Annotated in this window: 15 protein-coding genes; 7 read left to right on the forward strand and 8 right to left on the reverse strand. The window is 54.4% G+C overall.

Going from position 1 to position 15,708, the window contains the following annotated elements:
- Nucleotides 1-4: 4 nt before the first annotated feature.
- A complete protein-coding gene (locus tag KIH26_RS08905; protein WP_213444129.1) occupies nt 5-2,314 on the reverse strand; it encodes a heavy metal translocating P-type ATPase in 2,310 nt (769 codons plus the stop codon).
- A 110-nt stretch (nt 2,315-2,424) separates the two neighbouring features.
- On the opposite strand from KIH26_RS08905, the gene KIH26_RS08910 reads away from it, so the two are divergent.
- On the forward strand, nt 2,425-2,868 hold the full coding sequence (locus KIH26_RS08910; RefSeq protein WP_213444130.1) for a universal stress protein: 444 nt from the start codon (nt 2,425-2,427) through the stop codon (nt 2,866-2,868).
- A 28-nt stretch (nt 2,869-2,896) separates the two neighbouring features.
- On the forward strand, nt 2,897-3,334 hold the full coding sequence (locus tag KIH26_RS08915; RefSeq protein WP_213444132.1) for a universal stress protein: 438 nt from the start codon (nt 2,897-2,899) through the stop codon (nt 3,332-3,334).
- Nucleotides 3,335-3,376: 42 nt separating this feature from the next.
- Here the strand turns inward: KIH26_RS08915 and KIH26_RS08920 are convergent, their stop codons facing one another.
- From KIH26_RS08920 to KIH26_RS08945, 6 genes are all read right to left on the reverse strand, one after another.
- Nucleotides 3,377-3,592: a hypothetical protein gene (locus tag KIH26_RS08920; protein WP_249661017.1), complete on the reverse strand. Its 216-nt coding sequence runs from the start codon at nt 3,590-3,592 to the stop codon at nt 3,377-3,379.
- 210 nt (nt 3,593-3,802) lie between these two features.
- Nucleotides 3,803-4,927 (reverse strand): L-dopachrome tautomerase-related protein, encoded by a 1,125-nt coding sequence (locus tag KIH26_RS08925; RefSeq protein WP_213444133.1) that lies wholly within the window; start codon nt 4,925-4,927, stop codon nt 3,803-3,805.
- A 29-nt stretch (nt 4,928-4,956) separates the two neighbouring features.
- Nucleotides 4,957-5,745, reverse strand: a complete 789-nt coding sequence (locus KIH26_RS08930; protein WP_213444134.1) for an SDR family NAD(P)-dependent oxidoreductase — start codon at nt 5,743-5,745, stop codon at nt 4,957-4,959.
- Between the two features lie 125 nt (nt 5,746-5,870).
- The gene (locus KIH26_RS08935) at nt 5,871-6,206 is read right to left on the reverse strand and encodes an ArsR/SmtB family transcription factor (RefSeq protein WP_213444135.1); all 336 of its coding nucleotides are present in this window, start codon (nt 6,204-6,206) and stop codon (nt 5,871-5,873) included.
- 109 nt (nt 6,207-6,315) lie between these two features.
- Nucleotides 6,316-8,997 carry an alanine--tRNA ligase gene (alaS, locus tag KIH26_RS08940; RefSeq protein WP_213444137.1) on the reverse strand — a complete coding sequence of 894 codons (2,682 nt, stop codon included), beginning with the start codon at nt 8,995-8,997 and terminating at the stop codon, nt 6,316-6,318.
- 42 nt (nt 8,998-9,039) lie between these two features.
- Nucleotides 9,040-9,711 carry a TetR/AcrR family transcriptional regulator gene (locus tag KIH26_RS08945; RefSeq protein WP_213444138.1) on the reverse strand — a complete coding sequence of 224 codons (672 nt, stop codon included), beginning with the start codon at nt 9,709-9,711 and terminating at the stop codon, nt 9,040-9,042.
- A 72-nt stretch (nt 9,712-9,783) separates the two neighbouring features.
- Here KIH26_RS08945 and KIH26_RS08950 point away from each other — a divergent pair, with 72 nt between their 5' ends.
- Entirely contained in the window at nt 9,784-10,692 is a 909-nt protein-coding gene (locus KIH26_RS08950; protein WP_213444139.1) for a metal-dependent hydrolase, read from the forward strand.
- Here the strand turns inward: KIH26_RS08950 and KIH26_RS08955 are convergent.
- Nucleotides 10,675-11,847 carry a cytochrome P450 gene (locus KIH26_RS08955; RefSeq protein WP_213444140.1) on the reverse strand — a complete coding sequence of 391 codons (1,173 nt, stop codon included), beginning with the start codon at nt 11,845-11,847 and terminating at the stop codon, nt 10,675-10,677. The genes KIH26_RS08950 and KIH26_RS08955 overlap by 18 nt on opposite strands.
- Nucleotides 11,848-11,916: 69 nt before the next feature.
- Here KIH26_RS08955 and udk point away from each other — a divergent pair, with 69 nt between their 5' ends.
- The 4 genes from udk to KIH26_RS08975 all read left to right on the forward strand — a co-directional run bounded on the left by udk (nt 11,917) and on the right by KIH26_RS08975 (nt 15,694).
- Entirely contained in the window at nt 11,917-12,555 is a 639-nt protein-coding gene (gene udk / locus KIH26_RS08960; protein WP_213444142.1) for a uridine kinase, read from the forward strand.
- Nucleotides 12,556-12,669: 114 nt separating this feature from the next.
- The gene (gene hemP / locus KIH26_RS08965; protein WP_213444143.1) at nt 12,670-12,879 is read left to right on the forward strand and encodes a hemin uptake protein HemP; all 210 of its coding nucleotides are present in this window, start codon (nt 12,670-12,672) and stop codon (nt 12,877-12,879) included.
- 21 nt (nt 12,880-12,900) lie between these two features.
- Nucleotides 12,901-13,224: a hypothetical protein gene (locus KIH26_RS08970; RefSeq protein WP_213444144.1), complete on the forward strand. Its 324-nt coding sequence runs from the start codon at nt 12,901-12,903 to the stop codon at nt 13,222-13,224.
- Nucleotides 13,225-13,444: 220 nt separating this feature from the next.
- The gene (locus tag KIH26_RS08975) at nt 13,445-15,694 is read left to right on the forward strand and encodes a TonB-dependent receptor (RefSeq protein WP_349627856.1); all 2,250 of its coding nucleotides are present in this window, start codon (nt 13,445-13,447) and stop codon (nt 15,692-15,694) included.
- The last annotated feature ends 14 nt before the right edge of the window (nt 15,695-15,708 follow it).

Below are 15,708 nucleotides of genomic sequence, written 5' to 3' on the forward strand. Positions count from 1 at the left end.
GTTTTCAGTGATGAATGCTTCTGAGTCGAAGCGCGTTAAGTAGCACCAGCAACGAACTGACTGCCATGCCCAGTCCTGCCATCCATGGCTCAAGCCAGCCCATCCAAGCGAGCGGCACGCTGACCATGTTGTAGGCTAAAGCCCACCAAAGGTTCTGGCGCACGATGCGCATCGTGCGAATCGCTAGGGGCTGGAGCAGCGCCAAAGGCTGCAAACTTTCTGCTGTCAAGACGAAATCTGACTTGATCATGGCAAGAGTTGCGCCATGCGCAGGCGCAATCGAGACGTCTGCTGCTGCCAAAACGGGGGCATCGTTGATGCCATCCCCCACCATGGCCACCACTTGCCCCGATGCACGCATGCGTTGCAAGATGACGAGTTTGTCTTGCGCTTGGCAGCCAGCCTGCACATACGCATCCGGAGCTCCCAATTGGCGCGCGATCTTTCGCACTTGGGTGAGCTGATCTCCTGAAGCAATCGTCAAGCTTCCGCCTTGAGCCGCTAATGATTGGCGCAATAGTGAGATGGCCTGCTGAGCATACGGACGCAACGCTTCTTGCAAATCAAAGCTGGCCAACCAACCTTTGTTGTCGCACAAGTACACCTGTTTTTCATTCGACGAAAGCTGCAATCCGCAGAATTCTGCATGCCCTAAACGCCAAACTTGCCCTTGATCACCCTGCGCAACCAGACCAGCGCCAACGACTTCTTGTACCTTGATGGCCATCTGCCGCTTCTCTGAGGTGCATTTTTGTAACGCATGAGCATGCAAGCTCTGTGAGACAGGATGCAGGCTGTCTGCCGTCATCTGAGCCACCAAACTCCACACCTGTGATTCATTGGAACGCGGCGAAAAGTGCGCATCGCTGACTTGCAAGCGCCCTAAAGTCAATGTGCCGGTCTTGTCAAACACCATACTCGTCACCTGCGCCATCCGCTCAATGGCTGAGAGCTTGCGTGTCAGCAAACCGGCTCGTGCCAAGGCTGAGGCACTGCTCAAGAAAGCGGCAGGTGCAGCCAACGCCAATGCGCATGGGCAAGTAACGATCAACACCGTAATCGCACTGAGCACTGCACGATGCGGATCAAGCGGCCACCAATACAGCAACGCGCCCATTGCCAAGGCGAGCACACACCATAGAAATGGGCCCGCCATACGATCCGCCAGTTGCACCACAACAGGCTTGTCATTCTCACTGCGCGACATCAACTGGGCGATTTGCGCAAAGCGTGTGTCTTCGCCCACGCGAGTAGCACGCATGCGAACTGTTGCCAGCAAATTCACACTACCCGCAACCACACTGTCGCCCACGCTCTTGTTCACAGGCTGAGATTCACCCGTGAGCAAGGATTCATCTGCAGCCGTACTGCCTTGTACCAGTTGACCATCTACAGCGAAGCTCTCGCCCAAGCGCACCAAGAGCATATCACCGGGGCGGATGCTGTGCAGAGGGGCGGCATGGGGCTGATCTTGCGCATCCAATCGCTGCACAACCAAGGGCAACTGAGCTGTCGCAGCCTCCAGATCTCCTGTCACTTGCTGCTTCAAGCGCGCTTCTATCCAGCGCCCTGTGAGGAGGAAAAACACGAGCATCGTCAACGAATCTAAGTAAAGCTCGCTACCCCAAGGCCCCAGCGGCTGCCAAACTGCCACGGAGCTGATGGCGAAAGTGAGTGCAATACCCAATGCCACAGGCACATCCATACTGATCCGCTTCTGCGCCAATGCACGCCAAGCTGCAGCAAAGAATGGCTGGCTTGAAAATAGCAACACGGGCAGAGTCAGCAGCCAGCTCGCCCAGCGCAGAATGCTGTCGCTCAAGGCATCCATTTCTCCCGGCAAGGCGCTGTAGTTCGGCCATGCATACATCATCACTTGCATCATGCAAAAGCCTGCCACCAACCAGCGCCACAACATGCTGCGGCTCTCTTTCCGGCTTTGCTCGAATGCATCCACACCTTGAATCGGCAGCATGGAATAGCCGGCTTGACTTAATGCGGACATCCAGCGCGAGGGTTGCGTCAATCGCGCATCCCAAGTGACTAAAGCGCGCGACGACATCGCATTGACCTGAGCGGCCACAACCCCTGGCACAGCCAATAAGGCGCTCTCCACCATTCCCGCACAAGCGCTGCAATGCATGCCCTGCACCATCAGGCGCGACTCCCACTTCTCGTTTTGAATTTGCCCTGCCCCGCTGCTGACGCGTTTGCTGTAGCTTTGCCAAGCTTCGGGGGTATCGCTGTCACTCCAACCCTTTGAGTCTTGACCTGACTTATTCGATGGATATGAAATGGTTGAGCTGGCTTGCATGGTGCCCAAGCGTAATCACTAGCATCTGCAAGAGTCTTGATCTGGATCAAATCAAGCGCAGACGCCTGAGACTAATCTCTGGTCATCCCCCACTCATCCAGGAGAACGCTATGTACAAGAAGATCATGATTGCCACAGACGGCTCTGAGCTTGGCGACAAAGCTGTCGATACAGGTATCCAACTCGCCTCCAGCTTGAATGCAAGGGTAGTCATCACGCGTGTCGTGCCGCGCTATCCAACGGCCTACTTCGAAGGTGCAGTCGTCTTACAACCCCAAGACATTGCCCGCATTGAATCGCAATGGCATGACGAAGCCGAAAAATCTCTTGCACGCGCATGCGAGCGGGCTGCAAGCCATGCACTCAAGGTCAGCTCAGTTCTTTACAAATCAGATTTCGTCGCAGAAAGCCTCATCGCAACGGCTAAAAAGAGTCGTTGCGATTTGATTGTGATGGCCTCGCACGGCCACAAAGCACTCAAGCGTCTTTTGTTAGGCAGCGAAACCTTGAATGTACTGACGCACAGTCATATTCCCGTACTGGTTTTGCGCTGAAGCCATTCATTTACCCAAGGAGAACTCTATGAAACTCTTACTCGCTGTCGATGGAAGCAAATACTCGAAGAAAGCTCTGGCTTTCTTATTAGCCAATCGAGATCGCTTGCTTGGCTCAGAGCGTGCAGACCATGCTGCATTGCATGTCATCAATGTCCAAATCCCGATTCCACCCCGCGCACGATACACAGTAGGCTCGGAAATTGTCAAAAAGTACCATGACGAAGAATCGAGCAAAGTACTCAAACCAGTTTGTAAGTTCTTGGATTCACATGGCATTCCGTACACAAGCGAATGGTGTGCAGGTCACCCTGCTGAAGAAATTGTGGCCGCTGCCAAACGCCGTAAATCGCATATGATCGTGATGGGTACGCATGGTCGGGGCGCCTTGGGCAGGGTGCTCATGGGATCGGTCGCACAAAACGTGGTGGCTGAGAGCAATATCCCAGTCTTATTGATCAAATAACGGCTTGTTTCAGGGCGCGATTCGAATGTTAGGGGCCAAGCTTTAACGACGTCTCGCAGCCTTCACGCTGTTATCGTAGTATTCGGCTGGTTTTTTCTGCACCCAAGCAATGAAGGCTGCGATGTCTTCATGCGCTTTCAGCGCTTGCCAAGAGCTATAGTTGCGAGCGAGTTCTTTTTCTGTGAACGTGGCGTGGATTTTTCTATGGCAAATGCGATGCATCGTGTGTGTCTCGCGGCCACCTTGGCTCTTGGGCAAAAGATGATGTTCATCAATACTCTTACCTGCGATCAATGACCTGCCGCACAACGGGCAATTGCCAAGCGGCAACACATCATGGCCTAGAGGCTGCTCACTGCGTAACGCTCGCTTTCCTACCATATGCAGAGTTTTATATAAAAAAACAGCACCTCGCCAGCATAGAAGCTGCGCAGAGTGCTATCGAATTAGTAGTGATTAAATCATCGCTCAAGGTTTAAACACGTAGATTTTATAAGGTGCGCCCGCTTTGAGTTTCTCCACTGTGGGTGGGCGAGCAAGCTGATCGATGTAGGAAGGAATCGCGCTGTCGGTGAAGAGTGCTCTGCCGTCCGGTGTCATCACGATACCGTCAGCCCAGATCACTTGGCGGGCCTTGGTGAGCGTCGTGAGTTCGCCTTTGGCGTTCATGCGGGCAATGCCGCCGTTTTCTACATCGGTGATCAAGATGTTGTCTTGTGCATCAACCGCGATGCCGTCACTCAAAGGCTTTTTGCCTATGGTTTGGATTTGCTTGGCGAGATCGGCTTCACTCAATTGCGAATCCAGCAAGGCTTTCATCGGCAATTTGTACATGATGTCGTGGCTCATGGTGGCGTAGTAAAGCCATTGGCCATCTTTGCTGATTTCGATGCCATCGACGCCTACGCTGAAGGTCACCAAACCGAAGCCAAGCTTGTGAGTACCTGCTGCTGTACGAATCATCCAATCTTGTGGCTTCATGCTTGGATCGCTGCTGAGCACTTTGCGAAAGCTCTTCTTTTCCACATCAAACACGATGATTGCGGGCGGCGTGAATTTGAAGAGGCCGGTGTCTGCCAAGATCACGGTTTTACCGTCTGAAGTCACGCGAAGGTCTTGCGCAAACTGGGCTTCTTTGGCGGGGAACCAGTATTCGAAGACTTGGGTATTCGTTTTCAAATCGAAAGCGATCAGGCGAGATTTCTCATGATCGAGCCCGCTGGGTTCAATCGCCCAGAGACGGTTTTGGCTATCCACCGTCATGCCGAACACGCCTTGGTATTTGCTCTGAAACTCAGCACTCGGATACGGCTTGGGCACACCTGCAACGAGCTCATACACGGAAGGTGTATTGAATCGCTTGACCTGTGCAAACGGGTGATAAGCAAAGAAAATGCGCCCGTCTGCGGCTACAGATACGTTGCCCGGCGGGTATTCCAAGCTCACCAATGTTGCTACTTGATCGGCAGGTACTGTTGGGGCTGTGCTGACATCGGGGTAGAGTTTGCCGCCACCGTATTGCAGTTTAAGGAAGATCAAACCGAGAGCCAATAATGCTACGAGGCCAAGGAAGATGCGGGATATGATTTTCATGGTGTGTTCTCCTAAATCAAGGGTTCATTTCAAACAGGCTTGCTCATGAATTTCACGATGCCAGTCACCATATTGCGCGGCGTGAAGCGTGGGCTTTGCGCCATCAGCCAATTCATGGTGCCGGGAATGTAGACACGCTGGCCGCGCTGCATGGCTTTGTAGCCAGCCTTGGCGACTTCTTCTGAAGTAGGCAATTTTTTGCCTTTAACCAAGGCGCTGTCGTGCATATCGGCTTTGTCTTGGAAGCCAGAAGCTGTGGGGCCGGGGCATAAGGCTGTGACTGTCACGCCCGTGCCTGCGAGCTCAGCAGCGATCGCTTCTGAGAAGCTGAGCACGAAAGCTTTGGTCGCGTAATACACGGCCATGTAGGGGCCGGGTTGGAAGGCCGCAGTCGATGCCGTGTTGAGAATCTTGCCTTTGGTGGCGAGCAAATCAGGCATGAAGAGCTTGGAGAGCACGACGACGGTATTTATATTGAGTTGCATCATGGCCAGCTCGGGCTGCAAATCGCTCTTGTGGAACTCTCCGAAGAGGCCATATCCGGCGTTGTTGGCTAAAGCGCTAATCGTGATGCCATGAGCTTTCACATCTGAATGCAATTGCGCTGCGCCTGCATCGGTTTGCAGATCAGCAGCGATCACGGTGGCTGTGATGCCGTATTGCTTTTGCAGACTGTCGGCCAGCGTTTGCATCTTGCTCACGCTGCGCGCGGCGAGGATGACGTTGTAGCCATCGCGAGCGAATTCTGAAGCGAGCGCTTTACCGATGCCAGAAGATGCGCCAGTGATCAGGGCTGTTTGACGGGTTGTGGTGTTCATGATGTTTCCTTGTGTTGAGAAGTGAAAAAGATGAAAGTTATTCGGTCAATTGGTTTAATCTGGTTGACGAATCGGTATTAAAAAATGGCTCTAAGAGCCGTGATTTAGTTGAAAGACTGAGGGCTTCAAGTGCAAGACACCTCCGCTTGTTCGACAAAGAGTCGCAATGTGGCAAGTGCCTCATCCACGCTCAAGCTGTAAAAATTCTCACGCGAAACGCGCTCCATCTGCACTAGGCCAGCTTGCAGCAGCACCTTCAAATGATGCGAAATCGCAGGACGAGAAAGCGGCATCTGCTCAGCAATCTGCCCCACATTCAAACGCTCTTGTTGTGCGAGCAGCATCACGATATCTTGGCGAAATTTATCCCCCAGCGCATTGAAAATCGGTGCGCTGGCACGGAAGGTTGCCAGCACATCTTCTAGCGTGACATCTTGAGTAGGGGCAGTCTTTTTGCTCATTGGTTTAATCTCTTGGACGAATCATACATCCAATCTTTCCGATTTCCAATCCAAAAAATAGAAAAGCCGGTCTAAAACCGGCTTTTCAGGAGCATTGGGCGATTCAAGCTCAGAGCTTGGCGCTCACCCAGCCTTGCACGCTTGCGAGAGCTTCACCTAGCTTGGAAGCATCGGTGCCGCCAGCCATGGCCATATCAGGCTTGCCGCCGCCTTTGCCGCCCACTTGGCCAGCGACGAAGTTCACCAGATCGCCAGCTTTGACTTTGGAGATGGCATCAGCGGTCACTCCGGCCGCGACTTGCACTTTGTCGCCCTCGACGGCTGCCAATACGATGATGGCGGTTTTGAGCTTGTCTTTGAGCTTGTCCATCGTCTCGCGCAAGGCTTTCGCATCTGCGCCTTCGAGCTTTGCAGCCAGCACTTTGATGCCTTTGATATCGACGGCAGAGTTCACCAGCTCATCGCCTTGATTGGAGGCGAGCTTGCCCTTGGCTTGCGCTAGATCTTTCTCCAGCTCTTTGATCTGAGCTTGCATCGCGGCGATGCGGTTAGCTAACTCATCAGGCGAGGATTTAAGCGCCGCAGCAGCCTTACTCACTGTGGCTTCGAGGTGTTGCACGAACTCCAAAGCACCCTGCCCCGTCACGGCTTCCACGCGGCGCACGCCAGCGGCCACGCCGCCTTCAGCTACGATTTTGAAGAGGCCGATATCGCCAGTGGCGTGCACGTGTGTGCCGCCGCAAAGCTCGGTGGAATTGCCAATAGTGAGCACGCGTACTTGCTCGCCGTATTTCTCACCGAAGAGCATCATCGCGCCTGTGGCTTTGGCATCTTCAATTGGCATCACGCGAGCGGCTGTGGCTTGGTTACCCAGAATTTGCGCGTTGACCAAGCGCTCGATTTCGATGATCTGCGCATCGGTCACAGGTGCATTGTGCGTGAAGTCAAAGCGTGTGCGATCAGCGGTGACTTCACTGCCTTTTTGCTGCACATGCGTGCCGAGCACGGCGCGCAATGCTTCATGCATCAAATGTGTGGCGCTGTGATTGCGCACGGTGCGGGCGCGGGCTTCGGCATTGACTTTTGCAGTCACCGTGTCGCCCACTTTGATCGAGCCGGAATGCACATTGCCATGATGGCCAAACACATCAGCTTTGATTTTTTGCGTGTCTAAAGTAGCGAAGATTGCACCGTTCGGACCATGCAGCAAACCTTCGTCACCCGCCTGGCCGCCGCTCTCAGCGTAGAAAGGCGTGGTGTCCAGCACCACAATGCCGTTTTGACCTGCTTTTAGCTCATTCGCCGGCGTACCTTCTGCGTAGAGTGCTATCACTTTTGCAGTAGATTCAAGCTTCTCGTAGCCTACAAAGGTGTTCAGAGCGCCGCTGTATTCCAGCGCTTTATCCATCTTGAATTTGCCTGCGGCGCGAGCTTGGTTCTTCTGCTGTTCCATGGCTTTGTTAAAACCAGCCTCGTCAACCGTCAAACTACGCTCGCGGCACACGTCGGCAGACAGATCCAGCGGGAAGCCATAGGTGTCATGCAGCTTGAAAGCCACATCGCCCGGCAACACTTTCACGCCGCCAGCCAAGGCCGAATCCAGAATCTCCATTCCGGTAGCCAGCGTCTCGTAAAAGCGCTCTTCTTCCACTTTCAGCACATCCATCACGCGCTGCGCATTCGCTTTGAGATTGGGATACGCCTCGCCCATGAGCGCGACGAGATCAGGAACGATTTTGTGGAAGAAAGGCGATTTGCGACCGAGTTTGTAACCATGGCGAATTGCGCGGCGCACAATGCGGCGCTGCACATAGCCACGGCCTTCATTCGATGGAATCACGCCATCAGCCACCAAGAAGCTGGTCGCGCGGATGTGATCGGCAATCACGCGCAGGCTGGGGTTGTTCAAGTCCACGGCCACATCTTTGCCAAACACTTCGCGTGAAGCGGCAGCGATCAGCTTTTGGAAGAGATCAATCTCGTAATTGGAATGCACGCCTTGCAAGATGGCTGCCAAGCGCTCCAAGCCCATGCCTGTGTCCACGCAAGGCGCAGGCAGTTTAGTGATGCTGCCGTCTTCGGCCATGTTGAACTGCATGAACACGTGGTTCCAAATCTCGATGAAGCGGTCTCCATCTTCATCGGGGCTGCCTGGTGGGCCGCCGGGGATGTGGGGGCCATGGTCAAAGAAGATTTCGCTGCAGGGGCCGCAAGGGCCGGTGTCGGCCATCATCCAGAAATTGTCGGATTTGTATTTGCCGCCTTTGTTATCGCCAATGCGCACCACGCGCTCGGGTGGCAGGCCGATTTCTTTCGTCCAAATGTCGTACGCTTCGTCATCGTCGATATACACCGTGGCGAGCAAGCGCTCGGCGGGCAAACCATACACCTTGGTCAGCAAATCCCAGCCCCATTTCAGCGATTCGCGCTTGAAATAGTCGCCAAAGCTCCAGTTGCCCAGCATCTCAAAGAAGGTGTGGTGGCGAGCGGTGTAGCCGACGTTTTCCAAATCGTTGTGTTTGCCACCCGCGCGCAAGCAGGCTTGCACCGATGCCGCGCGCACATAAGGCCGCTTGTCTTCACCCAAAAACACATCTTTGAACTGCACCATGCCGCTGTTGGTGAACATCAGCGTCGGATCATTGCCAGGCACGAGCGGGCTGCTCGCCACGGCGGTATGCGCTTGTTGCTCAAAAAACTCGATGAAAGACTGACGAATCTCGGCCACGCTGAATTTTTTAGCGGGCACGAAGGGTTTCAAATGGGGGTTCAAAGTGGTGGAATTTGACATAGCCCTCCATTTTACTGGGCAGGCGAGCCAATCCTAGGCCAATCACTCCTTGGCCAACATACGCCAAGCCAACCGCACCAGCTCATCCTCAAACTCTGGCAAGCCCAGCAGTGGCGAGCGCTCCAGAGAAGCGCAACGAACCACGCCCACGACTGCTCTCGTGACCACAAAAAGTGTCACCGGGGAAACGTGCAGGCGCTGAGCCCCATGTTGATCAGCATGCGCCAAATACACGGCAATACGGTCTGAGGTCTCTCTCACTTGAGCCAAGATGTGCTCTTGGTAATCCATCTGCCAAGCCACACGAATCATCGCGCGAGCGGCCTTGCGATAAAGCGAGCTGCCACGCCCTGAGCCGAAGCCTTCAATCAATTGCCGAATGTAAGCCCGCAAAACCTCCTGTGGCGGCTGCTCGCGCGCTTGCGCATCGGTCAGCAAATCATGCAAGCCCTGCCTCACCCGGCTGCGCTCGCGATCAATAATGGCCGCAAGAATAGCCTCTTTGGTAGGGAAATATTGATAGAGCGTGCCGATTGAAAAACCCGCCTTGGCTGCTATTTTGTTGGTGCTCAATGCCTCCAATCCTTCCTGCTCCACAATCTGAGCAGTGGCTTCATAAAGCGTCTCCATCGTGGCTTGCGCGCGAGCCTGAGAAGGCTCTCGGCGCAGGAAAGACGCGGCTTTTCGAGCGATAGAGGGTTTGGAGGTGGCCATATTCAAAACCTGAGCACAAGCTGAGCGACAAGCGAGTTTGAAATCTGAGGAAAGCTCAGTATATTATCTGTCATGGAAACCATCAATTACTCAATACATGCGTCTCAACCAAGCTCAGCGAGCATGACGATTCGCGCCTTGCAGATCGATTTTTCGCAAGGTTTTGATCGCCGCTGGTTTGGCGGCGATGCTTTCCGCTCAGCCTATTTCAATGCCATGTCAATGACCTTTCCGCTGGGCGAACAAAGCTTCATCGATTCAGTCAAAGGCGTAGATCGCTTCATTGATGAGCGCATCGAGAGCGAGGCCGAACGTGCTCAATTACGCGCACAGCTCACCGATTTCAGCGCCCAAGAAGCCACGCATCGCCACATTCACGCGCAATACAACGCGGTGCTGGCAAAACAAGGCTTTGAAAATGCAGTGGAAAAGCGCATAGAAAAGCGCCTAGAGCGCTACAAAACCGAGCACCCCATGAACCTGCTGGCCGCCACCTGTGCCTATGAGCATTACACCGCGATCTTGAGCGACGTGATGCTCAAAAACCCAGCAGCGAGCGAATCCATGACGCCCATGATGCGCCGCCTCTGGCTCTGGCATGCACTGGAAGAAACCGAGCACAAAGCCGTCGCTTTTGACCTCTACAAGCGCCTCGGCGGCCATGAGCGCGGCCGCATTGTGGCTTATCTCTTGGCCATGGTATTCATGCAGATAGATGCATTCCTGCAAACCACCAATAATCTACGGCGCGATGGCGCGCTCTGGAAACCTTCAACGCTCTGGGGCGCGTTGACCTTCTACTTTGGCCGCCCCAGCAAAGGCAATGGCTGGATCTGGATGACCACGCGACCACTGCTGGCCTATTTCAAACGTGATTTCCACCCGCATCAACTAGGAGAGACTGAGCCGCCTCGCGCATATGCGAGCGAACACGCGCAAGATTGGCGTGTGGTGCGGCAGGGCTCAGTCTCTGCACACTGACAATCGGCTCAGACCGTGAAAGTGGTACACATTGCTGTATTGCGGTGCTTCGGTCAAACGCAACTGAGGCAATCGCTCAAACAAAATCGGCAACGCGGTGCACAACTCTAGGCGCGCAAGCGGTGCACCCACGCAGAAATGCAGACCAGCGCCGAAGCTGGCAACTGGCTTGACTTCTCTCTGAACATCAAACACTTGTGGATTCGACCACACTGCAGGATCACGATTAGCAGCTGCCAGCAGCAAAGCCACCTGATCGCCCCTTTGAAATCGCTGCCCGAGAATTTCTACATCTTCGTATGCCCAACGGGTGAACATGTGCAGCGCAGGATCAAAGCGCAGGATTTCCTCCACACATGCAGACGCGTTCTCTCGCGTGATGCGCGTGCCGGTTTGCAGCAGCGTCTTTACGCCATTGCCAATCGTATGAACCGTGGCTTCATGCCCCGCATTGAGGAGCAAGATGCATGTGCTGATGAGCTCATCGGTGGATAGCTTCTCGCTCTCTTCTTCAGCGGCGATTAGTTCAGTGATCAAGTCGTCGCGCGGCTCTTGGCGGCGTGCTTCGATGTAGCTGCGCAGAAAATACACAAAAGCCTCCGTTGCTGCCACAGCGCGATCTTCTGTTTCGCGCGTGCGCCCAGCCATGTACATGCCCACCATCGCGCGAGACCATTTGAGCAGGTCGTCGCTCATCGTCTCCGGCACGCCAAGCAAACGCGCGATGATGATCACAGGCAGCTTCTGGCCAAAGTGAGCGAGCAAATCAAACTCGCCAGAAGGAAACGCATCAATCAACTGATGTGCCAAGCTATCAATCTCAGGCTGCAAAGCTGCAATTCGGCGAGAGGTGAAAGCGCGCAGAACGAGATTGCGCAGCCGGGTGTGGCGTGGCGGCTCTAACTCCAGCATGGAATGCGCCTCCACTGCATAAAACGGCTTCAAATGCGCTGGAATCACAGGCGCTTTCTCTGGCAAAGCCTCCCGCCCAAACTTGCGGTTACGCAAAATCGCATTCACCGCCGCCCAATCGCCCGTGGCCAGCATGCCGTATTCTTCCCAACGAAAAAACGGCCCGTGAGCGCGCGCTGCTTCATAGAAAGCATATGGATTCTGCACAAAAGCAGCATCGGTGGGTGATTGAGACAGGCGCATGCGTGCAAGGATAAGCGAATCTATGATTAGGTAACATCAAGCCTTCACAAACTAAAAAACTGCTGCGCTATGACCACCCCCACCTACCCCACATTTGTTATCGGCGTCTCGGGCGGCAGTGGCAGCGGCAAATCTACCGTCACACGCGAGGTATTGGCGGCTGTCGGTGCAGATCGCGTAGCCGTGCTGATGCAGGATGACTATTACCTGCATCAATCCGAGCCATCCTATGAAGTGCGCTGCAAGGTGAACTACGACCATCCCGATGCCTTTGACTGGCCATTGCTTATGCAGCATGTTGCGCAACTAAGAGCTGGCCAGGCCATTGATATGCCGGTCTATGACTTCACCATTCACAATCGCTCCAATAAAACCGTTGTCGTCAAACCCGCGCCCATCATCGTGATCGAAGGTTTGTTTGCGCTCTTCGATCCCGAGCTGCGCAAGATGATGTCGCTCAAAGTGTTTGTCGATACCGCGGCCGATGTTCGCTTTATCCGCCGCTTGCAGCGTGATATGGCCGAGCGCGGGCGCAGTGCAGAAAGCGTGATCGAGCAGTATCTGCAAACCGTGCGCCCCATGCACAAGCAATTCATCGAGCCCACCAAACGCAACGCCCATGTGATCCTGCCCCACGGCGCAAACGGCCCGGCAGTAGACATGATCACCACCAAGGCGGTGTCTTTCATTCGAGAATTACGCAACTAGGCGTTCTCGTTCTTTCGAACTCAATACGCCGGGTTTTCCGAAAAGTCGCTTGATTTTCAAATTTTTTTGATCCACGGCTTGACTTCTTAAATGAGAATGATTATCATTTGAGTCATGATCTCCTCGTCTTCAGATACATCCTGGTTCGCAAAGGCGTCAAAGCATGCCGCCCAGCCAGAAAGCACGACACAAACCAGCCAAGCTGATTCCGCCCTGCGCAGCGAGACCTTGCTGCGCGGCAAAAAGAACGTAGATATCTTGCACAACGGTAGCCGCTACAAGCTCCAAGCCACCAAGCTGGGCAAACTGATCTTGACCAAATAACCGCTTTCCAAGCCATCGTTTATGAACACCCCCACTCAAGCTCAACCCGTGACTGAATTCGATATCAGTGGCCTAGAAGCCATGCTTGCCGGCACGCTTTGCCTCATGAGCGCGTATTCGCATTGCAACTGTGACAACGCCGAGAATCAAGGGCTGATCAATCTGAAAATTGTCTCGAATCTCACCTGCTTGCAATGCCAAAACGGCTTAAGCCCAGAGTTTCGCCGCGTGCTCGCAAAGGTATGTGAATCTTGGCGGCAGCACAGCCTGCTCACGCATGCAGCCGCCGGGGCATCGCAAGATAACACCCTTCTTTGGCACAACGCACCCAGCGCCGTGCACTGATCACGGCACTTTCCTCATATTTTTTTCGCAGCCAAGCCGTGCGCTCACAACCAGCGCGCAGGCCAGCCAACACCTTGACCACCTGCAAGCAGGTATTTTCCCCTTAGGCTGCAACATGGCTTCGCGTCGTCTTTCTCGCTCTTTTTCAACACAAAATAGGCCATTCGCCGGCATAGAATCTGCGCGAAGTGCTACTAAATCTATAGTAAATAAAAAACCAGTGGCATCGCCCATTGTGCCGATTGGCGCCATGCTACTGGCTGGCTCACTCGGTATGCCTAACTCTTGGGCGCAAAACACAACACAACCCCCCGAGGGCACACTCAAACCTGTGATCATTCGCGCTGAAGCTGAAGCCGGCAAAGACCAAATCAAAGTCAACCGCTCCTCTACAGCCAAAGGCAATCAAGAGTTGCGCGATATCCCGCAATCGATCACCGTGGTCACAGAAAAGCTGATCGATGACCGCAACCTCGACACACTCAAAGAGGTCTTGCACAACACCGCCGGGGTGACCTTCCAGGCTGCAGAAGGCGGCGAGGAAGACATTCGTCTGCGCGGCTTCTCACTCGCGAGCACGGGAGATATTTTTCTCGACGGCATGCGCGATCCGGCTTTTTATGAGCGCGACACGTTTAACCTAGATCGTGTGGATTTGCTGCGCGGCTCAGCTTCGATGCTGTTTGGGCGTGGCTCCACAGGCGGTGCGGCCAATCAAATCACCAAGCAACCATCGCTGTATGGCGACAACGAAGCAGGCATCACGCTGGGCAACCACCAATACCGCCGCGTCACAGGTGATTTCAATTTCCGTCTTGCTGAATCGACTGCGCTGCGCATCAATGCCATGCATACCAAGGCAGACAACGATGGCCGAGGCAATGGCCTCGATAAAAGCGGCTTGGCTGTCGCATTGCGCACTGGTATTGGCGAGCGGCATGAGTTCAATGCAAGCCTGTCTTATCTTGACAACCGCAACCCGCGCATGAACTACGGCCTGCCCTTTCTACCCGCCACTGCGCCTGCCACAGCCGCAACGCCCCGTGGTTTGATTCCCGGCGTTGACCCCAGCGCCTATTTGGGGATGGACAGCGATTACAACGCTGGCACAGCCACCATCTTCACCGCTGGTCATTTGCTGCGCTTGTCTCCCAAGACCGAGCTCAAAACCCAAATCCGCCGAGGCCTCTACACCCGAGATCAGCGCGCCAGTGCCATCCGTTTCACCAATGCGGCCACCACCAGCGCCGCCAATATCGGCCCCGCTACATTGTTCAATCGCAATTTCAATCCCAAGATCCAGCAGATGGATGTGACGCAGCTGCAATCGGATTTCTCCACGCAATTTGATGCCGCAGGCTACAAGCATGATCTGCTCGCAGGCATCGATTTCACAGTCGAAGACAAGGCTGTGCAAGCCGTGCGCTCGGGCACGCAAGGCGGCATCAACATCACCAAACCGACGATCACGCTGGGCGGTATCGTCACGGGTGGCAATAACTTTGTGAACGAAGATTCACGCGTGCTGCGCGATGCCAACAACTTCCGCGCCAAGGGCTCCAGCCTTTACGTGCAAGACATGCTGCACCTTGATCCCCAATGGAAACTGGTAGGCGGCCTGCGCTACGACAGCATGAAGGGCAGGTACCAGCAGTTCAACATTCCCACGAACGCAGCAGGCCCAGTCACCACCGTGGCCTATCAGCAAAACATCAACGAGCTCTCCAAGCGTATCGGTGTGCTCTTCCAGCCTGATGCTTTGCATTCCTATCACTTCTCCTACGGCACATCTTTCAACACATCCGGCGACACGTACTCCTACAACAGCAGCAGTGCCAACACGCCTCCCGAGCAAAGCCGCAACATCGAATTAGGCGCAAAGATTGATAGCGAAAACAAACGCTTTTCCACCCGGTACGCCTTCTTCTACGCCGAAAAATTCAATGAGCGCAACACCGACCCAGACACCGCTGCTACCAGCCTGCTCGTGAGCGGCAAGCGCTACAGCGCCGGCTTGGAATTTGACATCACAGGCCGCATCACGCCGCAATGGGAAATCTATGGCTCCACCATGTGGATCCCCAAAGCCAAAGTCACGCAAGCCGCTGGCTGCCCGCCCGCGCCAGCCGCCTGCCTGCAAAGCCAGCCTGGTGAAAAAGTGGGCGAGCGCCCTGGCTTGATCCCAAAATTCAGCGGAACGATTTGGAACACCTATCAGCTCACACCAAAATGGCGCATCGGCGCAGGCCTGAATTTCCGCAGCAAGCAAAAGCCTGTGCAATCCGATATTCAAGCACCCGGCTTTGGCACGGTGGATCTGCTCGCAGAATACCGCGTGAGTGACACCTACACCGTGAAGGCCAATCTCAACAATGTGGCCAACAAATACTATGCCGACACTTTGTATCGCGGTCACTATGTGCCCGGCCAAGGCAGAGTGCTTCAAGTTAACATGACGGCTCGTTTCTGAATCGCCTCCAGCAA

The sequence above is a fragment of the Variovorax sp. PCZ-1 genome, from assembly GCF_018413605.1.
Taxonomy (GTDB): Bacteria; Pseudomonadota; Gammaproteobacteria; order Burkholderiales; family Burkholderiaceae_C; genus JANMDU01.